At 40.5% G+C, this 19,770-nt stretch carries 17 protein-coding genes; 5 read left to right on the top strand and 12 right to left on the bottom strand.

Annotation, left to right across the window (positions count from 1 at the left end):
* Positions 1-54: 54 nt before the first annotated feature.
* The 3 genes from ppiD to efp form a co-directional block, all read right to left on the bottom strand.
* Positions 55-1,914: a peptidylprolyl isomerase gene (ppiD, locus tag EDC44_RS07045; protein WP_131976770.1), complete on the bottom strand. Its 1,860-nt coding sequence runs from the start codon at positions 1,912-1,914 to the stop codon at positions 55-57.
* Between the two features lie 121 nt (positions 1,915-2,035).
* A complete protein-coding gene (lon, locus tag EDC44_RS07040; RefSeq protein WP_131976767.1) occupies positions 2,036-4,438 on the bottom strand; it encodes an endopeptidase La in 2,403 nt (800 codons plus the stop codon).
* A gap of 154 nt (positions 4,439-4,592) precedes the next feature.
* Positions 4,593-5,159, bottom strand: coding sequence for an elongation factor P (efp, locus tag EDC44_RS07035; protein ID WP_131976765.1), 567 nt, complete (start codon positions 5,157-5,159; stop codon positions 4,593-4,595).
* Between the two features lie 35 nt (positions 5,160-5,194).
* On the opposite strand from efp, the gene epmB reads away from it, so the two are divergent.
* The 3 genes from epmB (at position 5,195) to EDC44_RS07020 (ending at position 8,219) form a co-directional block, all read left to right on the top strand.
* The gene (epmB, locus tag EDC44_RS07030; RefSeq protein ID WP_131976764.1) at positions 5,195-6,217 is read left to right on the top strand and encodes an EF-P beta-lysylation protein EpmB; all 1,023 of its coding nucleotides are present in this window, start codon (positions 5,195-5,197) and stop codon (positions 6,215-6,217) included.
* A gap of 145 nt (positions 6,218-6,362) precedes the next feature.
* Positions 6,363-7,712 carry a LysM-like peptidoglycan-binding domain-containing protein gene (locus EDC44_RS07025; RefSeq protein WP_131976762.1) on the top strand — a complete coding sequence of 450 codons (1,350 nt, stop codon included), beginning with the start codon at positions 6,363-6,365 and terminating at the stop codon, positions 7,710-7,712.
* 63 nt (positions 7,713-7,775) lie between these two features.
* Positions 7,776-8,219: an MliC family protein gene (locus tag EDC44_RS07020; RefSeq protein ID WP_165870238.1), complete on the top strand. Its 444-nt coding sequence runs from the start codon at positions 7,776-7,778 to the stop codon at positions 8,217-8,219.
* Positions 8,220-8,255: 36 nt separating this feature from the next.
* Here the strand turns inward: EDC44_RS07020 and EDC44_RS07015 are convergent, their stop codons facing one another.
* From EDC44_RS07015 to yejK, 6 genes are all read right to left on the bottom strand, one after another.
* On the bottom strand, positions 8,256-8,873 hold the full coding sequence (locus tag EDC44_RS07015) for an NAD(P)H-dependent oxidoreductase (RefSeq protein ID WP_131976758.1): 618 nt from the start codon (positions 8,871-8,873) through the stop codon (positions 8,256-8,258).
* On the bottom strand, positions 8,873-9,319 hold the full coding sequence (locus EDC44_RS07010; RefSeq protein ID WP_131976756.1) for an NfeD family protein: 447 nt from the start codon (positions 9,317-9,319) through the stop codon (positions 8,873-8,875). Before EDC44_RS07010 ends, EDC44_RS07015 begins: the two co-directional genes overlap by 1 nt.
* Before the next feature lie 10 nt (positions 9,320-9,329).
* The gene (locus EDC44_RS07005) at positions 9,330-10,259 is read right to left on the bottom strand and encodes an SPFH domain-containing protein (RefSeq protein WP_131976754.1); all 930 of its coding nucleotides are present in this window, start codon (positions 10,257-10,259) and stop codon (positions 9,330-9,332) included.
* 52 nt (positions 10,260-10,311) lie between these two features.
* Positions 10,312-11,763, bottom strand: a complete 1,452-nt coding sequence (gene modF / locus EDC44_RS07000) for a molybdate ABC transporter ATP-binding protein ModF (protein WP_131976899.1) — start codon at positions 11,761-11,763, stop codon at positions 10,312-10,314.
* Positions 11,764-11,812: 49 nt separating this feature from the next.
* The gene (gene bamE / locus EDC44_RS06995) at positions 11,813-12,229 is read right to left on the bottom strand and encodes an outer membrane protein assembly factor BamE (protein WP_131976753.1); all 417 of its coding nucleotides are present in this window, start codon (positions 12,227-12,229) and stop codon (positions 11,813-11,815) included.
* 105 nt (positions 12,230-12,334) lie between these two features.
* Positions 12,335-13,357 (bottom strand): nucleoid-associated protein YejK, encoded by a 1,023-nt coding sequence (gene yejK / locus EDC44_RS06990; protein ID WP_131976751.1) that lies wholly within the window; start codon positions 13,355-13,357, stop codon positions 12,335-12,337.
* A gap of 118 nt (positions 13,358-13,475) precedes the next feature.
* Between yejK and EDC44_RS06985 the strand changes: the two genes are divergently transcribed.
* Together EDC44_RS06985 and EDC44_RS06980 are read left to right on the top strand one after the other, a co-directional pair.
* On the top strand, positions 13,476-13,697 hold the full coding sequence (locus EDC44_RS06985; protein ID WP_131976749.1) for a YejL family protein: 222 nt from the start codon (positions 13,476-13,478) through the stop codon (positions 13,695-13,697).
* 12 nt (positions 13,698-13,709) lie between these two features.
* Positions 13,710-15,464: a DUF3413 domain-containing protein gene (locus tag EDC44_RS06980; protein WP_131976747.1), complete on the top strand. Its 1,755-nt coding sequence runs from the start codon at positions 13,710-13,712 to the stop codon at positions 15,462-15,464.
* Positions 15,465-15,563: 99 nt separating this feature from the next.
* Here EDC44_RS06980 and araA read toward each other — a convergent pair whose 3' ends face one another.
* From araA to araC, 3 genes are all read right to left on the bottom strand, one after another.
* Entirely contained in the window at positions 15,564-17,051 is a 1,488-nt protein-coding gene (gene araA, locus EDC44_RS06975; RefSeq protein WP_131976745.1) for an L-arabinose isomerase, read from the bottom strand.
* A gap of 9 nt (positions 17,052-17,060) precedes the next feature.
* Positions 17,061-18,662 carry a xylulokinase gene (locus EDC44_RS06970; protein ID WP_131976743.1) on the bottom strand — a complete coding sequence of 534 codons (1,602 nt, stop codon included), beginning with the start codon at positions 18,660-18,662 and terminating at the stop codon, positions 17,061-17,063.
* Positions 18,663-18,790: 128 nt separating this feature from the next.
* Positions 18,791-19,648 (bottom strand): arabinose operon transcriptional regulator AraC, encoded by an 858-nt coding sequence (araC, locus tag EDC44_RS06965; RefSeq protein WP_131976741.1) that lies wholly within the window; start codon positions 19,646-19,648, stop codon positions 18,791-18,793.
* Positions 19,649-19,770: the final 122 nt, after the last annotated feature.

Below are 19,770 nucleotides of genomic sequence, written 5' to 3'. Positions count from 1 at the left end.
TAAATTTCTCATAAAAAGGAAGGTTCAAGCCTTCCTTATCAAAACTCAGTGTAATTACTCACTTGCTTGATTAATAAAGCTCTCATTCACTTCAATTTTCGCTTTTGCTCGTAGAGCTTGTAATAATTGGGCGAACATATCAGCCTGTTGCATTTGAGCGTATTGTGCGGTGAAGGACGTCATATCTTGTTCGCTGATTGTCGGTTCATCCACTTGGGTTAACTTTGCAATGGCAATATCGCCATTGCCGCTTCTTACCGCTTGAAATGTTGGTTTGCCGTTTTGTGGTTTAGACATAGTGAAAATACTATTGGCTAACACCGGATCTTGCACATTAATATAGCTGAATTGTTGCTCCGCACCAAAACTGACACCTGCCACTGTTGCATCGGCATTTTCACTTAAGGCTTTCACTGCATCTGCGGCATTCGTTAATACAACGGCTTCTGCTTTTTGGCGTTTTAGATAGGATTCAATATCCGCTTTTGCCTGCTCAAACGGTTTAATACCTTCGGCTTTGTGATCCACCACGCGGAATACGACCGAATGTTGCTCGCCCACGCTGATCGCGTTAGAGTTTGCCCCGCCATTAACTAAATTATCACTAAAAATATTAGAAACTACATTCGGATAATTTAACGCTTGCGGCACATCGTTGCGAGAGAAATAACTGGTTTCGTTGATTTTCACACCCGCGGCCTGTGCTGCAGCATTCAAACTGCTTTGATCTTCAAAGGCTTTTTCATCCGCTTGTTTTTCTACTTTATAAAATTCATTGGCAAATAAATCATTGCGAACTTTAGTGGTAATCTCTGCTTTTACCTGATCTAACGGGCGTTCTTTACGCTCTAATACTTTGATGATGTGATAGCTGTTATCTACTTTTACCGGTTGGCTGTATTGCCCCACCGCCAGGCTATTTGCTGCGGCTTCAAAAGTCATCGGTAGTGCACCTGCCGGTAACCAGCTTAAATCACCGCCGTTTACTGCTGACGGTTTATCTTGTGAATTAATTTTTGCCAATTCAGCAAAATCACTGCCATTTTGTAAATCTTGATAAATGCGGTTTGCATCTTGCTCATTGGCTAACTGAATGTGAGCCAAATGTTGTTGCATATATTGTGCCTTATTATCTTGATAATATTGAGCCACTTCCACGTCTGTTACTTTGATTTTGTCTTCCAACGCTTTACGATTTAAATCAAGATATTGCACTTTAACTTGTTCCGGTTCTAAAAATGCCGCTTTATTATTGTTGTAATAATCCTGCATTTCTTGCTCGGTTACTGTTTGTTTGGCGATTTCAGCAGCTAAAGGCAATTGAGCCAAACGCACTTTACGCACCTGGAAAAAAGCTTTTGCCAACATTTCCGCTTGAGCGGGCGCCACAAAATCAGAAGCTAAAATACCGTTTTGTAATTGGGTTAATTTCAAATCCTGACGCATATAGCCCGCATAGGTTTCTGCGGTAATGCCGTTACCGGTCAACAATTGTTGATATTTTGCGTTATCAAATTTACCGTTAGTCTGAAATATCGGTGAACTTACAATGGCCATTTTTATATGTTCATCACTTACATCTAAATTAAGCTCTTTCACATATTGACGCAGCAATTCTTGGTTAATTAATTCGTTCAGTACATTTTGTCTAAGTGCGGTGGTAAATTCCGGAGAGTCTGCCAATGCGGCAAATTGCTCGCCAAGCTGTTGACTTTGTTGACGATATTGCTGTTCGTAAGTTTGTTGAAAGGAACGTTGTGAAACCTCTTCACCATTCACTTTCACAGCGGAAGTATCTTGTTGAGTAAACATATAACCGGCGACACCACTAATTACGAAAGAAACCGCGATTACGCCTAAAATCGCTTTACTTACCCAAGTTTTACTGATGCCGTGTAATTGTTCAATTGCCATAAAATTGCCTTTTTGTCTTAAAAAAATTGCTGAAATTATAAAGAGATTATGCGAAATAAACAAGCCACCGGTGGTACGACACAAGGTGGCTTATAAAATTTTCTATTAATTCACCGCGCTTTTAGTTTACTGCCGTCTGTCCTGTCGGTGTATGTAAATGCGAAATTGGATTAAGTTTAATAAACTCAACACCTGCCGGCGGATTTTCCAATGCAATCGACAACACTTCATCAATGGTTTCTACCGGGATAATATCTAACGCATTTTTTGCATTATCCGGAATCTCTTCCAAGTCTTTCACGTTATCTTTCGGAATCAACACGATTTTAATGCCGCCACGGTGCGCTGCCAGCAGTTTTTCTTTCAAACCGCCGATTGGCAACACTTTACCGCGTAAGCTGATTTCACCGGTCATTGCCACTTCGGATTTCACCGGATTACCCGTTAAGCAAGAGACTAATGCCGTACACATTGCAATTCCCGCACTTGGACCGTCTTTCGGTGTCGCACCGTCCGGCACATGAATGTGAATATCGCGTTTTTCGTGGAAATCCTCGGCAATACCAAGTTTTTCTGCACGAGCACGCACTACTGTCATCGCTGCTTGAATACTTTCTTTCATCACATCACCAAGAGAACCGGTGAAAGTGAGTTTGCCTTTACCAATCACCGAAGCAGTTTCGATAGTGAGTAAATCACCGCCCACTTCCGTCCAGGCTAAACCGGTGACTTCACCGATACGGTTTTGCGTGTCCGCACGACCGAATTCAAAGCGTTTTACGCCCAAGAAATCGTGCAGGTTATCTTCATTTACCGTGATGGATTTCAATTTTTTATCCAACAATAAACTTTTCACCGTTTTGCGGCAGATTTTTGAGATTTCACGCTCTAAACCACGCACACCGGCTTCTCGGGTGTAATAGCGGATAATCCCCATAATGGCACTGTCTTCAATGGTGAGTTCGCTTTTTTTCAACCCGTTACGTTCCATTTGTTTTGCCACCAAATGACGAGTGGCAATGTTGAGTTTTTCATCTTCCGTATAACCGGATAAACGAATCACTTCCATACGATCCAATAACGGTCCCGGAATGTTCATTGAATTGGATGTTGCCACAAACATCACATCGGATAAATCGTAATCCACTTCCAAATAATGATCGTTAAAATGGGTATTTTGTTCCGGATCAAGTACTTCTAATAATGCTGATGCAGGATCGCCACGCATATCGGATGCCATTTTATCAATTTCATCCAGTAAAAAGAGCGGGTTTTTTACGCCGACTTTTGCCATTTTTTGAATCAATTTACCCGGTAACGATCCGATATAGGTTTTACGGTGACCGCGGATTTCCGCTTCATCACGCACTCCGCCTAATGCCATACGCACATATTTACGACCGGTAGCGTTAGCAATGGATTGGCCCAATGAAGTTTTACCTACTCCCGGTGGACCGACTAAACATAAAATCGGACCTTTAATTTGATTCAGACGACTTTGTACCGCGAGATATTCTAAAATACGCTCTTTCACTCGCTCTAAACCATAATGATCCGCATCCAACACTTCTTGCGCTTTCGCAATATCTTTTTTCACTTTCGTGCGTTTATGCCACGGCACTTGGAGCATCCAATCCACATAAGCACGAATTACGGTGGCTTCCGATGACATCGGTGACATCATTTTGAGTTTTTGCAATTCGGATTCAACTTTTTCACGGGCTTCTTTCGGCATTCCTGCGGCATCGGCTTTTTGGCGTAACTCTTCTACTTCATCAACGCCGTTTTCTTTTTCGTTACCCAGCTCTTTTTGAATGGCTTTGATTTGCTCGTTTAAATAATAATCACGCTGATTTTTTTCCATTTGTTCTTTTACTCGACCGCGAATGCGTTTTTCCACATTCAATAAGTCCAGTTCGGAATTCATCAAACCGATTAAAAACTCAAAGCGTTCCAATACATTAGCTTTTTCTAATACTTCCTGTTTGTATTTCACGGACACAGGAATATGAGCGGCTAAAGTATCGCTTAAACGTTCCGGATCGTGAATCACACGCAAAGCATTTAACACTTCCGGCTGCACTTTGGCATTAAGTTTTGCGTAATTTTCAAATTCGGTTAATGCGGTATTTTTCGCCACTTCCAGTTCTTTTTCATCACCAAATTCCGATTCGATAGGTTCGATCACCGCTGAAAATAATTCGCCATTATCAAAGAATTTCATCACTTCGGCACGTTGCTGACCTTCCACCAACACTTTCACCGTACCGTCCGGCAGTTTCAACAATTGGATAATATTCACAATTGTCCCGACTTGGTGCAAGTCTTCCAGATTCGGTTCTTCCACATCCGCTTGTTTTTGAGCTACCAGCAATAATTGTTTGCCCGTATCCATTGCCATATCAAGGCTACGGATGGATTTATCCCGTCCTACAAATAACGGCATCACCATATAAGGAAACACCACTACATCACGTAGCGGCAATACCGGGATTTCTCTTTGATTAATTCTTTTTGTGTTCATTTTATACTCGATTCTTTGATTAAATACAGATGATGCCATGTTATATAAGGGCAATAATATAGCATATCAAGGCAGTAGGGTATTTTATTTTGTCAGAATATAAAAAAATAGTGGGCAACAAGTGCCCACTTTACGAGAATATAAATAAAATTAATTATTTAACGCGAGATACATATTCACCTGAACGAGTATCCACGCGGATTACTTCGCCGATTTGTACGAATAAAGGTACACGCACTACTGCACCGGTGCTTAATGTTGCCGGTTTGCCGCCTGTACCGGCAGTGTCGCCTTTTAAGCCGGGATCTGTTTCAATTACTTCTAATTCTACAAAATTCGGCGGAGTTACGTTGATAGGTGTGCCGTTCCATAAAGTGATGATACAATCCGCTTGGTCAACTAACCATTTATCATTGTCGCCTAATGCTTTTGCATCGGCAGAAATTTGTTCAAAAGTTTCCGGGTGCATAAAGTACCAGAAATCTTCGTCTTTATAAGAGTAAGTATAGTTCGTATCCATTACGTCCGCCGCTTCAACGGAAGTACCGGATTTAAAGTTTACATCTAATACTTTACCTGAAATCAATTTACGAATACGAGTACGGGTGAATGCCTGACCTTTACCCGGTTTAACAAATTCATTTTCGACGATCACGCAAGGTTCGCCATCTTGCATAAATTTAAGACCTGGTTTGAAATCAGTGGTAGTATATGTAGCCATTGTTATCCTCATTAACATTATTGAGTGTATTAAAAGTGCGTATTTTAACCCAAAACACCCTGATTAGAGAAGATCAAAGTGATAAAAGTTGGACAGATTATCTTGCTTCCGGCATTTCTGATCCGCGAAAATTGCTGGAACAACTTGAATTACCAATAGAAAAATACAAAAATGCGATTCAAGCCCGCAAATTATTTCCGATGCGGGTTCCTTTACCCTTCGTGCAAAAAATGGAAAAAGGCAACGAAAACGACCCGCTCTTTTTACAGGTAATGACCCTGCAAGAAGAGTTTTTTACACAAGCAGGCTTTAGCACAGATCCACTGGAAGAACAACAAACTGCCGCTCCTAACATATTGCATAAATATCATAACCGTTTGTTATTAATGGTGAAAGGTGGTTGTGCCGTGAATTGCCGTTATTGTTTCCGCCGTTATTTCCCTTATGAGCAGAACAAAGGCACGAAAGAAAATTGGCGACAGACTTTGGATTATATTGCTCAACATCAGGAAATTGATGAAGTGATTTTTTCCGGCGGCGATCCTTTAATGGCAAAAGATCACGAATTGCAGTGGTTGATAAAAAATCTGGAAAACATACCGCACTTACAACGTTTGCGTATTCATACCCGCTTGCCGGTGGTGATTCCGCAACGGATTACGCCGATACTTTGCGAGATATTGCAACAATGCCGTTTTCAAACAGTATTAGTCACGCATATCAATCACGCCAATGAAATTGATGATGTGTTCACCGATGCAATGCAACTGTTGAAAAACAGTGGCATCACCCTGCTTAATCAATCCGTGCTGTTAAAAAATATTAATGATAACGCCCAAGTGTTAAAACAGTTGAGTGAAGCATTATTCCGAGTAGGAATTCTGCCTTATTACCTGCATTTACTGGATAAAGTACAGGGTGCCAGCCATTTTTACATCAATGATGAAAGTGCGGTAAAAATTTACAAAGAATTACAAAGTATCACATCCGGCTATCTGGTACCGAAACTTGCCCGTGAAATTGCCAAAGAACCGAATAAAACCTTATATAGTTCCTAGCAATAGAATGAATAATCCTTTAAAATAGGTAAAATTTTTACCGCACTTTTGTGCATTTTAGCTATTTATTATTTCGAGGTACACCGTGGATTCTAAAAATGAAAATCTGAACAATCAGAATCAACTAGATTTAGAATTTAGTCAAATGGAGCCAATTACTCCGAAAAAGCCATTAGAACACAAACAATCTTTATCCGATAAAGTATTGGGTTTTATGGGTTCATTGGGAAAAAAAGAAGCCGGTAAAATGCTCAGTAATACCGTTCGTCAAGAACCGATTATTCAAAAAGCAGAGCCACAAATCACATCAGGCAATGCCTCTGTTACAAATCACGCGGAACCAATTGTATCTCAAACTGTCGAAAATAATGATAACAATGCGGTTTCCGTATCGGTCGGCACAGAAAAAATTGTCGGTACAATGTCGGAAAATGCTGTTGATATCACGACAAATCCACAACCAGAAAACACAACAATGAATAACGACAATCATTCCGTTAATATGGAAGAATCCGCAGAACTCATTCAAGCTGAAACGAACAATGAACCTATTCAAGCGGTTCCCGTTACAGAAAAAACGAACAATGAAAAAACAGCAGAAAAACCACAGGTAGCAAGTAGCTGGAAAAAACCGGAAACTTGGGCAATTTTGCAACGTTTACCGGAAAAACATCGCCGTTTAGTAGTAGCATTAGTCGGTGCAATTTTAGTTTTATTGTTCTTCCTATCATTCAAATCCGATCCGGCAACGGTGGATTCTTATCAACCGGACGCCGCCAACAATTTGCCGATCGAATTCCAACCGTTGGATCAATCAGCCGTTGTTGTGAAAGAAACGCCTGCTCCAGCACCCCAATCGGCGGAAAACAATACGACTGTTGAAATCAACGGTGTATCTGTGAATACAATGAATCCGCAAAGCGAAAGTAGTGCGGTTCAACAATTATCCAATGCAATGACAGCTCCTGCCTCATTAAATACAAAACCAACTCCGACATTATCCGCGCCAGAACCGGAAGTAGTTCCACAACAACATCCGTCCATGACACCTGCACCACAAGTGGAAAAACCAAACACCGATAAACCGCGTATAGTGGAAAATAATAAACCGGTCACAAAACCGACTGAAAAACCGAAAGCAACTATCGCAGAAACCAAACAAACGCCACAAGGCAGCACAATCAAAACACCTAAAGCACCAATTGTTGAAGCGAAATCAGCCAAACGACCGACAACAACGACTTCAAGCGGTAGCAGAAAAACATTAACGATTGAAAAAGGCAAAACCTTATTCCAAGTATTCCGTGACAATGGCTTAGATATTCGTGATGCCAATGCTATGACCAAAGCAAGCGGTGTAGGCAATGCTTTAAGTAATTTTAAACCGGGCGATAAGATTCAGGTATCTACAAGTGGTGGACATGTAACGGAATTACGTTTACCAAGTGGTTCACGTTTTGTACGCCAAAGCGATGGTACTTATAACTATAAATAATTTTTAAGGGAAGTTTTAACTTCCCTTTTATTTTTTTATATTTTAAAAATATAGGAGTTAATGATGAAAAAAATATTCTGCCCCCTGGGAATATCCGCAGCTGCATGCCTGTTGCTCGCCTGTCAACAAAGTCTGAAAACGGCCGTTGCAGAAGAAACGGCAATTCCCTTACCGAAAGAAACGGCATCATTAACCGCTAAAAGCAAAATATTGGATAAATCCATCCAACAAACCTGCATTACCGAATATCGCTGTAAAGGCGAGAAGATCGTGAAAGTTGTTGAAACTATAAAAAGTAGTAAAAAAACACCGGCTAAAAATAGCATCAAACTCACATTTAATAATAATACCCAACAGCTACTTGCCGCAGTATCTGAGGTCGGTAAAAGATATACCAATATTAATTGGCACTGGCAGGTAAAAAAAGATTATGCCATGCTCACCACAGCCACCGGCACTATATTAGCGGAGCAATGCGAAGTGGCAAACAGTTCAAAAACAAATTAAAACAAAGAGGGCATACCATGACGATATGCCCTCTTTTTAGTTTTCTTCTTGTTGTTGAAGTGCGGTCAAAATTGCCGAAGTTTTTTGTTCCACTTCGTCTAACATCAGCTGCCGAGCCATATCATCGATTTTATGAATATCGCCCAATAACATCTGTTCAACTTGCCGAATACCACAAAAACCAAATAAACCGTTGGCTAAAGTAACATCTAAGGCTTTATCCCAACCGAGTTCCTGATAAGTTGCTACATTACTGCCGATAGTAACAAATTGTTGTAACTTTTTATCTGTTAACAATCCTACTGAACTTCCGTTGTCCGTTTTATAGGCAAAACCATAACTGAGCACTCTATCCAAATAGCCTTTTAACATGGCAGGAAACCCCATCCACCATAATGGATAAACCAATGTAATCAAATCCGCCTGACGAATAAAATGTTGTTCCCGTTGAATCTCGGCGGAAATAATACCTTGAAATGTTCCCTGCATTTCTTCAACAGATAACAAGGGATTAAATTCCAAGCTATACAAGTCACGCACATGCGTTTCTACGCCCAACTTTTCGCTCGTCGCAACCACACGCTCTGCTACGGCCCGATTAAAACTTTCCTTTCCATTTGGATGAACAAAAATAATCAGATGATTTAATGCCATTAAATTTTTCTCACTTGTAAAGTTATTCCGTCCACGGCGATGACTTCCACAACATCATTGACGGTTAAATTATTACCTTGAATTCGCCAAGTGGTATCACCGAAATGTCCACGGCCAATGCCGTCCACATTAATTTCTTCCACTCTGCCTTTTACACCGAGCATTGCATGATCCCGCTGATTCAATGAAGTTTGCGATTGATCCTGCACATCTTTTCGATGCTGATATTTCCACCACAAAACACTAAATATTAATGCTAATATTGCGTACGCAATGGAAAGTGCGGTCAAAGATAAGGAAGGAATCAACGCCATTACCGTAGCAATCACTAACGCTGCCAATCCCCACCATAAAAAGAACACGCCGGGTACAATAATTTCTAAAATCAATAGCACAAAACCCAATACAACCCAATGCCAACTTGTCCACGTTAATAGCCAGTCCATGGTTTGATCCTTAATTGACTTGTGATTTATCAGATTTCAATAATTCTGCAATACCTGCGACCGAACCGATTAAATTACCGGCTTCCAACGGCATTAGCACTACTTTGCTATTTTTCGAACCGCCAATTTCTTTTAATGCTTCTGTATAACGTTGTGCAATAAAATAGTTGATGGCTTTTGCATCACCGCCGGCAATGGCTTCCGATACCATTTGTGTGGCTTTGGCTTCCGCTTCCGCGGCACGCTCACGTGCTTCCGCTTGCAAGAAGGCTTCTTGACGTTCCCCTTCCGCTTTCAGAATTTTCGCTTGTTTTTCCCCTTCTGCCCGTAGAATTTCCGCCTGACGCACACCTTCCGCTTCTAAAATGTCAGCCCGTTTATTTCGTTCCGCTTTCATTTGGGCGTTCATTGCTTCCGTTAATTCACGCGGTGGACGCACATCACGGATTTCGATACGGGTCACTTTCACGCCCCATGGGTTTGTGGCTTCATCCACAATGGAAAGCAAACGGCTATTAATGATATCCCGTTGGGATAACATATCATCTAAATCCATTGAACCTAATACGGTACGCATATTGGTCATAGTTAAGTTGATGATAGCCTGTTCCAAATAATTCACTTCATAAGCTGCACGGCGAGCGTCAATCACTTGCACAAAGCATACCGCATCAATGGTTACACTGGCATTATCTTTAGAAATGACTTCTTGAGAAGGAATATCCAACACTTGTTCCATCATATTGATTTTGCGACCTACACGATCCACAAAAGGTACCACAAAATTCAAGCCCGGTGACAAGGTTCGGGTGTATCGGCCAAAACGTTCAATTGTCCAATGATAACCTTGCGGCACGGTTTTTAGTATCGAAGTTAAGAGCACAATCACTAAAACTACAAAAAAAATTGCCACTACCGGCAAACCGTCTAATAATTCCATAATATTTCCTTTTTTGTTTGAAGAACATTGCTAAAGAATAACATAGAATAATTTATACCGCACTTTTCTGATAACAATATTTATCATTTTTTGCAACAAATTCTAAAATATGGGTGATGCAATTGGGAGCATCTTGGTCTTGATGAGACACAAACAACAATTGAGTATCACTATTTTGTACAAGCTGTTCGATAAAATGCGTAACCAATTTGCGGTTAATGCCGTCTAAGCCTTGCAGAGGTTCATCCAGAATTAAAATCGGCGGATGTTTCACCATCGCACGGGTGATCAGCAATAATCGTTGCTGCCCCCAAGACAGCGAGCGGAAAGGGTGATGTGCCAAGGCGGTTAAATTCAAGCGTTCCAGCCATTGCATAGCTTTGATATTTAACGCATCGGGAATTTCTTGATATACGCCGATTGAATCAAAAAAACCGGACACAATGACCTTCAACGCAGAGCAATTCACGCGGTAGTCCATATGTAGCTGACTGCTCACATAGCCGATATTTTTCTTAATATCCCAAATGGTTTCGCCCGTGCCTCGCTGACGACCGAATAATTTTACTTTATTGGCATAGCTTTGCGGGTGATCGCCGGTAATTATCGATAACAAAGTAGATTTCCCCGCTCCGTTCGGGCCTTTGATCCACCAGTTTTGTTTGGGTTGTACCGTCCAAGTGAGTTTATCCAAAATCACTTTCTCGCCGTATTTAATGGTCACATCTTGCAATTCAAAGGGGTTTTGTACAGGATCGATGTGCACCAACGGCTCTACACTGCTTGGCAACGACACATTTTCGGCCGTCTCGGCATATTGCAACTGTTTGAATATGCTTTGATTTTCGATTTCCGCACGCTTCCCTTGCAAGATCAGTTCGCCATGATCCAACACCGCTATATGATCAGCCTGCGGTGGCATATCTGTCATTCGGTTGACTATCAACACCAGTGGGATTTGCTCATTAAGTTTGGCTAATAACGTTCCCCAATCTTTTACCGATTGTTGATCCAAACCTTCAAAAGGTTCATCTAAAATCAACAAATCCGGCTCGCTGACCAAGGTTTGGCAGAGCAAGACTTTACGGCTTTCACCGGTAGAAAGCTGCATAAACGATCGGTCTAACAATGCCGTAATGCCGAGTTGGTGAGCATAATAATCGCAAAGCTCTTGTTTATCCGTTTGATTTAAAATCGTTTGGCGGGCAGTTGCCCCAAAATCATCGGGACTGACCGCATCGTTATTGCGGTTTTTAAAAGTCTTTTCTAAAATTTCTTGTTGTTTTTCAAAGGATAAAGTGGAAATACGAACAAAATCATTGCGATATTCCCCTTCATACAAGGCTAATTTGCCCTGCAACGCCAAAGCAAAAGCGGTTTTGCCACTCCCGTTACCGCCGCTCACCACCCAATAATCTTTCTCTTGAATGGTAAAGTGCGGTATGTTTAGGAAATTTTTTTTATGCAGTAGAAATGTTGCGTTTGTGAGTTGTAATTTCATTATTTTTCCCATAAAAAAGGACGACACTCAGGTCGTCCCAGGGCAATTAGACTTATTTCCAGAATTTCCACCAGCTTCTTTCTTTGTCGATAGCGGTTTCGGTAATAATATCGTTATTGATCAAAATATCATTGTCTTCCGGCAATGGTTTATCTAAGTGCGTATCCGTTACCACACCTTGTGAATTTAAATGCACGGTGAAAGTGTGTTGCACGGGATCTTCATAACTTTTTTGTTGCAAAAACACATAATACAAGGTTTGACCATTATACGGGTCAGTCAATAACGGCGTACCCAGCAAATATTGTACCTGAGCATAAGTCATTCCTGCTTTCACCTGCTCAACTTGAGCGGCTTCCAAGTAATTGCCTTGCGGCACATCAATACGATACACCCATTTTTGCACCATGGAACAAGAGGTTACACTCAATGCCAATGCAACTGAGGCGATAATTGATTTAATTTGCATAGTTGTCCTTGCCTTTGCTATGTTCTTTGTTATGTTTTGTCGGAGCTTCGACTCCGAATACACAAAATAATGCTGATGATACCTAAACCTAGCCTAAATGCCAAATTAATTTTGCTTTTGCAGCTGATCTCGTAAATTCGGCGGAATGCCTTTGATCGTTAAGGTATCCGTCATTTCATCCCAAATAATGCGGTTATTGAGCAATTCCGCATCAAAACTGATAGTAACGCCTTTGCCCGAACCGGAAAATTTTGTTAAGGATTTCAAGGCGGAACGTACCGGTGGGATGCTTTGATCCAAGCCGTAATCCTGCGTGTCGGTAAATTCGGAAAAAGGTTGTTCTTTTAGAGTGGGAATATTTTCAGAAAGTTCCCGCAATTCGATTTCATCACCGGCATTAATTTGCCCTTTGCAATATTCAAATACTTGTTTTTTCACCGCTTGGGTTTGATCGCGGTTTAATTCGCCCTGTTCACAGTAATCGCTCACAGCCTGTAACAGCACCTGATTTTGCACCTGCGGGTTTAAACCTTCATCCGCCCCGAGAAAATCCATGAAGAAATCGCCGATTTTACGTCCAACCCGACCTTTTACGAAAGTCAAATAACGGTTGGAATCCGCTTTGATTTGCAGTTCCGTTAAATTAATGCGACCGGCAATATCAAACTGGGTCATTTCCAAATATTGCGTACGGTGAATTTCTAAGTTTTCATCGACTAACATACTGGCTCGGCTGTCCAATAAGGCAATAAACAGATAATCCGTAGCTAAAAAATTATATTGGCACAAAATCAATGTGCCACTGGTAGCAAAGGCATATTTGCCCAGCTCTTGCCCTAATAATTTGGTGGCCTGCCGGCTAAAAGGTAAAAAGTCGGTTTCTTGTTCTAACAGGCGATTTAATTCTTGGGCGAACAAAGATTCATCTTTGAATACGCCGTAGCCTTTGGCTTTGTTTTGATAGCCTTGATGTAATTGCAACATCATTTGCTCTACTTCCGGTGTAATCGGCAAAAGCTGATCTCGCAATACGTTCTCAATTTTCACCGCACTTTCGCCTTCGCTACTGTCGTCATTCGGTTGCACAACAAGCTGATGCAATACGATTTGCTTAACATTTATACTCATTTCGTCATTCCAATAAGTCAAAATAAAAAATTTGCATAATTATAATAGAATTGACCGCACTTTTTTAGCCTAAATGTGCTAACATTCGCATAAATGAACAAAGATCAGCAAACTGACTATGGCAAAAAATTCAAAATATCAAGATAAACAAGTAGATGCGATTTTAAATGATATGATTGCGGTATTGGAAAAACATCAAGCACCGGTGGATCTTTCGTTAATCGTATTAGGTAATATGACCACTAATCTGCTCACATCCAGTGTAGGCGAACACCAACGAACAGCGTTGGCCACTGCCTTTACCGAAGCCTTGTTGAACTCATTAAAACCTGTTAAATAACAATAAATTAAAATGAATATTAAAGAATTCAAACAGAAATTCAATCGTCAATATCGCGAAGAAACATCTCAAAAAATCTCGTGGGGGCATTGGTTTGCATTTTTTAATATCCTTTGGGCGATCATCATCGGTGCCCGCTATGCCTTTATTATCGACTGGCCGGATACGCTGTTCGGTAAGCTGTATTTTTTTATCAGCCTGCTCGGTCATTTCAGCTTTGTGGTGTTTGCGTTATATTTGCTGGTGATCTTTCCTTTAAGTTTTATCGTCAAAAATCACCGCACTTTTCGTGGATTATCGGTAATTTTCGCTACTATCGGCATCACTTTGCTGCTAGTGGATACGGAAGTTTTCACCCGCTTTAATTTGCATTTATCATCGTTGGTGTGGAATTTGTTAGTCAATCCAGACAACGGTGATCTGTCCCGTACTTGGCAGATTTTCTTTGCCCCTATGCCGATTATTTTGCTGGCTCAAATGCTGTATTCCCGCTGGTCGTGGGAAAAATTACGCAGTTTGAACCGGCAAAAATGGAGCAAATATGTGGTTTGGGGATTCGGCTGTGCTTTTATTGCCACTCACTTGATTTATAGCTGGGCGGATGCCTTTATTTATCGACCGATTACCATGCAAAAATCCAACTTTCCGTTATCTTACCCGATGACAGCTCGCACCTTTCTGGAAAAAAACGGCATTTTGGATAAAGCGGAATATAATAAAACCCTTGACGAACAAGGTCGTCCGGAAGCACCCAAAATCATTTATCCGAAAAAAGACCTGCAGTTTGCTCAAGCCGATGCCTATCCGAATATTATTCTGATTACCATATCCGGTTTGCGTTATGATGCCGTTACACCGCAAAAAATGCCGAATTTAACGGCATTTGCCGATACATCCGCTCAGTTTATCAACCATTACAGCACAGGCAACAACAATAACACCGGCTTAACAGGCTTGTTCTATGGCTTGAGCGCCAACTATTTAGACAGCTTATTGCAATATCAAAAAACACCGGTATTAATAAATCGTCTGCAACAAACCAGTTATAAATTCGGCCTGTTTTCCAGCACCAATTTTAAGGACAGTTTATATCGCCAAGGTATTTTCCATCATCGAAAATTAACCAAACAGACGGAAAGTAATCAAAAAACCACAGCAAATTTTGTAGCGGATTTAATCAAAATGAAAGAGCAAAACGAGCCGTTTTTTGAGTTTTTAAGTTTGAATCTCCGTGGCGGATTATCCGAGCTGCAATACAACGTGGAATTGGCGGAAATTGACCGTTTATTAGGCCAAGTTATCGCTCAACTGCCGAAACAAAATACCATCACCATTATTACTACGGAACACGGCTATGCCTTCGGCAAAACGGAAAAAGAACTGCGTAACTATTTCGCACCGGAAGAAACCCATGTGCCGTTCATCGTACATTGGGATCAATTGAAATCGAAGCAATATGATAAAATCACCGGCCACGCCGATTTAGTACCGACCTTGATGGAAACAGTGTTTAAAGTGAAAAACCCGGCCATTGATTACGCCCAAGGCGAAAATTTGCTTAATCCGAACCGCCATGTCGATTGGGTGCTTACATCCAATTATCGCTGGAATGTGATTGTGACGGAAGGTGGCGTTCAATATCATATCGACCGTCAAGGAAATTATCAAAAATATGACCGCACTTATGAAAAAGTATCGTCTAATCAACCGCCATTAGGGTTATTTTTAGATGTGTTTAAGCGAACAAATTCTTTTGTGGATAAATAAAATTTTACTATTATGCTATTTTTAGGTTTTCGAATAGAAAAGGCGGCATAGCAAACAAAAGCCACAGAGATGAATTTGTGGCTTTTGTTTTAGAACATATCATTTATAACTCGCTTCATTCCAACGTAATTCGCTTTTCAGTTGAGAAAGCTCTGTTTTATCATTAATATGAATAAATTCAATATCAAAATATTCGGCAAAAGTACGTAGCATATCGGCATCAACATCAAGACTAAACGCACTATGGTGTGCTCCACCGGCTAAAATCCACGCTTGCGTACCCACATCAAAATTAGGTTTAAGCTGCCAGAAAGCATGACCTACCGGTAAATTCGGCATATCTTGCGGTTTTTCTACGGCGTCTAAATCAGCGACAATCATACGGAAACGATTTCCCATATCAACAATGGTCGCATTAACCGCTTTACCGGCTTTAGCCGTGAAGATTAAACGGGTAGGATCTTCTTTACCCCCAATACCAAGCGGTTTGATTTCCAATAACGGCTGAGCATCGGCAATTGAAGGACAAACTTCCAACATATGAGCGCCCAACACCACTTCATTATTTTCTTCTAAATGATAGGTATAATCTTCCATAAAGGAACTGCCTTTCGGTAAACCATGGCCCATTACTTTAATGGCACGAACCAAAGCGGCGGTCTTCCAGTCGCCTTCTCCGCCGAAACCATAGCCTTGCTGCATTAACCGTTGAACCGGTAGCCCCGGTAACTGCTTCATTCCATGTAAATTTTCAAAGGTATCTGTGAAAGCTTTAAAACCACCTTTGTCAAGAAAACGTTTTAAGCCCAATTCGATTTTGGCCGTATCAAAAAGTGCGGTACGTTTTTCGCCGTTTTCTTGTAATTTGGCACTGACCCGATATTCATTTTCATACTCTTTCACTAATGCCGCCGCCTCTTCATCACTGACAGCATTGATGCTTTCAACCAATTGATATACACCATACCCATTAACGCTGTAACCAAATTTAATTTGAGCTTCAACTTTATCGCCTTCAGTCACCGCCACTTGACGCATATTATCGCCAAAACGAGCGACTCGTAAATGTTTTTGATCATAGATTGCCGCCAATACACGCTGCCAACGATTAATTTTCTCTAATACAGCAACACTTTTCCAGTGACCGACAACAATCGTTCTGGCTTTACGCAAGCGAGATACCAAGAAACCGAATTCACGATCACCATGTGCAGTTTGATGGAGATTCATGTAATCCATATCAATATCATTCCAAGGGATAAATTGGTTAAATTGAGTATGGAATTGCAATAACGGTTTATTTAATTGAGTTAAGCCGGCAATCCACATTTTTGCCGGTGAGAATGTATGCATCCACGCAATCACACCCACACAATTATCTTGGTTATTCGCAGCCTGGCAAATTGATAAAATCTCTTCCGGCGAAGTCGCCAACTCTTTTACTTTGATTTTAATAAACGGATTTTGCTGATTTAAATATTGTGTGATTTGCTCTGCATTCTTCGTCACTTGTTGTAATGCTTCGTCACCATATAAATGTTGGCTTCCCACAACAAACCAAACTTCCAGATTTTTGATAAATTCCATAATGTTCTCCTATGATATCGTTGAGATTTTAGTATTAACGGCTTCTTGAACAATAGAAACGCCTTGAGAATAACGTTTAATGAACTGATTATAACCTTGAACCATATTAACATCCGGATACACTACATCTTCATCGTTACTGCTAAAGATATCTTCGTCTAAATAGGCTTCAAGGGATTTATGCGTATGTGTAAGGTAATTGGCTAATAATGCAATTCCCCACGCCCCACCTTCACCGGCTGATTTAGTCACTGCAATTGGTACATTCAGCGCAGAAGCAAGAATTTTTTGTGCGACACCTTTGGTTTTGAAAATACCGCCGTGTGCTAAAATTTGCTGAATTTTTACTTGCTCCTGTTGTAATAAAATATCCACACCTAGTTTCATTGCACCAAACGCAGTATAAAGATGAACCCGAATAAAATTGGCTAAATTAAAGTTTGCATTCATCGGATGTAAAAACGTCGGACATCCCTCAGCCAAACCAACACCATGTTCACCGGAATAAAAACCGTAAGCAAGTAAGTTGCCACAGTTATCTTCACCTTCCAAAGCTTTGGTAAATAAGGTCTCATAAAGTTGGGATTGACTGATATTCATGCCAAATGACGCAAGACATTCTCCAAATAGTCCCATCCAAGCATTAATATCTGATGTGCAATTATTAGAATGTGCCATTGCAACTAATTTACCTGCCGGCGTCGTGACCATATCCAATTGTTCATATACTTTAGATAAATCTTTTTCCAGCACGATCATGGCAAAAGCTGAAGTTCCGGCAGAAATATTACCGGTTTTTTCTTTGATACTGTTAGTTGCTACCATCCCGGTACCGGCATCGCCCTCCGGCGGACAAAGCGGAATACCGGCCTGCAACTGACCGCTCGGATCAATTAATTTCGCACCGGATTCGGTTAAAACGCCTGCATATTCACCGGCATTCAGCACTTTAGGTAAAATACGATGAATTTTCCATGGATAATTTAATTCACTGACCAATTGCTCAAACTGCTTCAACATCGTTTGATTAAATGTATGTGCCTGAATATCAATTGGGAACATACCGGAAGCTTCACCAATACCCAAAACTTTCTCATCCGTTAATTTCCAGTGAATATAGCCGGCCAGAGTTGTTAGAAAATCAATTTCCGATACATGTTTTTCCTGATTCAAAACGGCTTGATATAAATGGGCGATGCTCCAACGTTGGGGGATATTGTATTGGAAAAGTGCGGTTAGTTTTTCGGAAGATTTTGAAGTGATATTATTACGCCAGGTTCTGAAGGGCGTTAGCAAAGAACCTTCTTTATCAAACGGCATATAGCCGTGCATCATGCCGCTGATACCAATCGCTTTGGCATTTCGAATTACGGTGTTATATTGTTTTTTTACCGAAGTCCCAAGATCAGCATAAGCACTTTGTAACCCTTGCCAAATTTCTTCTTGCGGATAAGTCCAGATACCGTCTATCAGATGATTTTCCCATTCAAATTCACCTTTAGCTAAAATATTTCCTTTAGCATCAATTAAAACGGATTTAATACGGGTTGAACCAAATTCAATGCCAATAAAAACATCTCCCTCTTCGATTATTTGTTTAATATTTTGCATTGCAATCTCCTTTTATTCTAATCGCCTGGAAGTAGATTAACGATTTTTTAAATTAATCGTTAGACAATGATATGCTACAAATATGGACAAAACCGCTGCATAAAAAAATATGAGAAGTAGATCAAATTTTATCTTGAATCCCTAAAACCGGAAGGACTTAAACCGGTATAACGTTTAAAAATACGTGAAAAATACAATTGATCATCATAACCTAGTTGACGCGCTATATGATAAATCGGTTCACCTGACGCATGCAGTAAATGCTTTGCTTTAATCATACGTTGCTCTTCACGCCATTTCACGATACTCGTACCGATTTGCTGCACAAAAAGGTGTGTTAAACGTGACGGAGACATACAGGCCTGTTTGGCTATTTCATTAATCGTATAATTTTTATCAATATTATCGGAGATAAAATGACAAGTTTCGCGTATTCTCGGATCGAGCATTCTTTGTTTATTTGCCGGATCAAATCTGAAGCAACGAATCAGCAATTGTTCTAACAAGCACATCGACATTGCTTCTGAAAGCGGATCATCTGAATTATATTCAGCTTCAATCTGTAAAAATAAAGATAAAATCTCTTGATAGCTGTGTTCATCAGGAATCGTAAGTCTTCCCACATTATTTACTGTGTCAGTCCATTTCACCCAATCCAACCAGAATGCTCTTGGACGAAAATAAATCCATTGATGATGCCAGCTTGGGGAATTGTCGGAACGCCCATAATAATGAGCCGCATTCGGTGGAAATAAAAGTAGATCCCTTACTTGGCAATAGAATGCATTCTTCCCGTGAAATACAATGCCTTCTCCTTTTGTTGTCAGATTAATAATGTATCCACACATGCCATTAGGGCGGTTAATAATGAAATCCAACTCACTATTTTCTTCAATCGGAGTACAGCCTGCCACTAAATAGGCATTAAAATTATATCCGGGTAGCAATGGATTAGGCTGAGGATTCACTTCATTTTTTACTTTCATATTATCTTTTTCGGTTGAATGTATTAACGCTAGTTTTACCAAAAACGACATTACATCACAAGAATGAATACTAAAAAGTACGGTGAATTTAAAAGTGAAATGCGAGTACCTTTGTACTCGCA

It is taken from the genome of Cricetibacter osteomyelitidis (assembly GCF_004340985.1).
In the GTDB taxonomy this organism is placed as follows: domain Bacteria; phylum Pseudomonadota; class Gammaproteobacteria; order Enterobacterales; family Pasteurellaceae; genus Cricetibacter; species Cricetibacter osteomyelitidis.
Note: the sequence above shows the minus strand (reverse complement) of the source record. Positions and strands in the feature narration are given on the sequence as shown.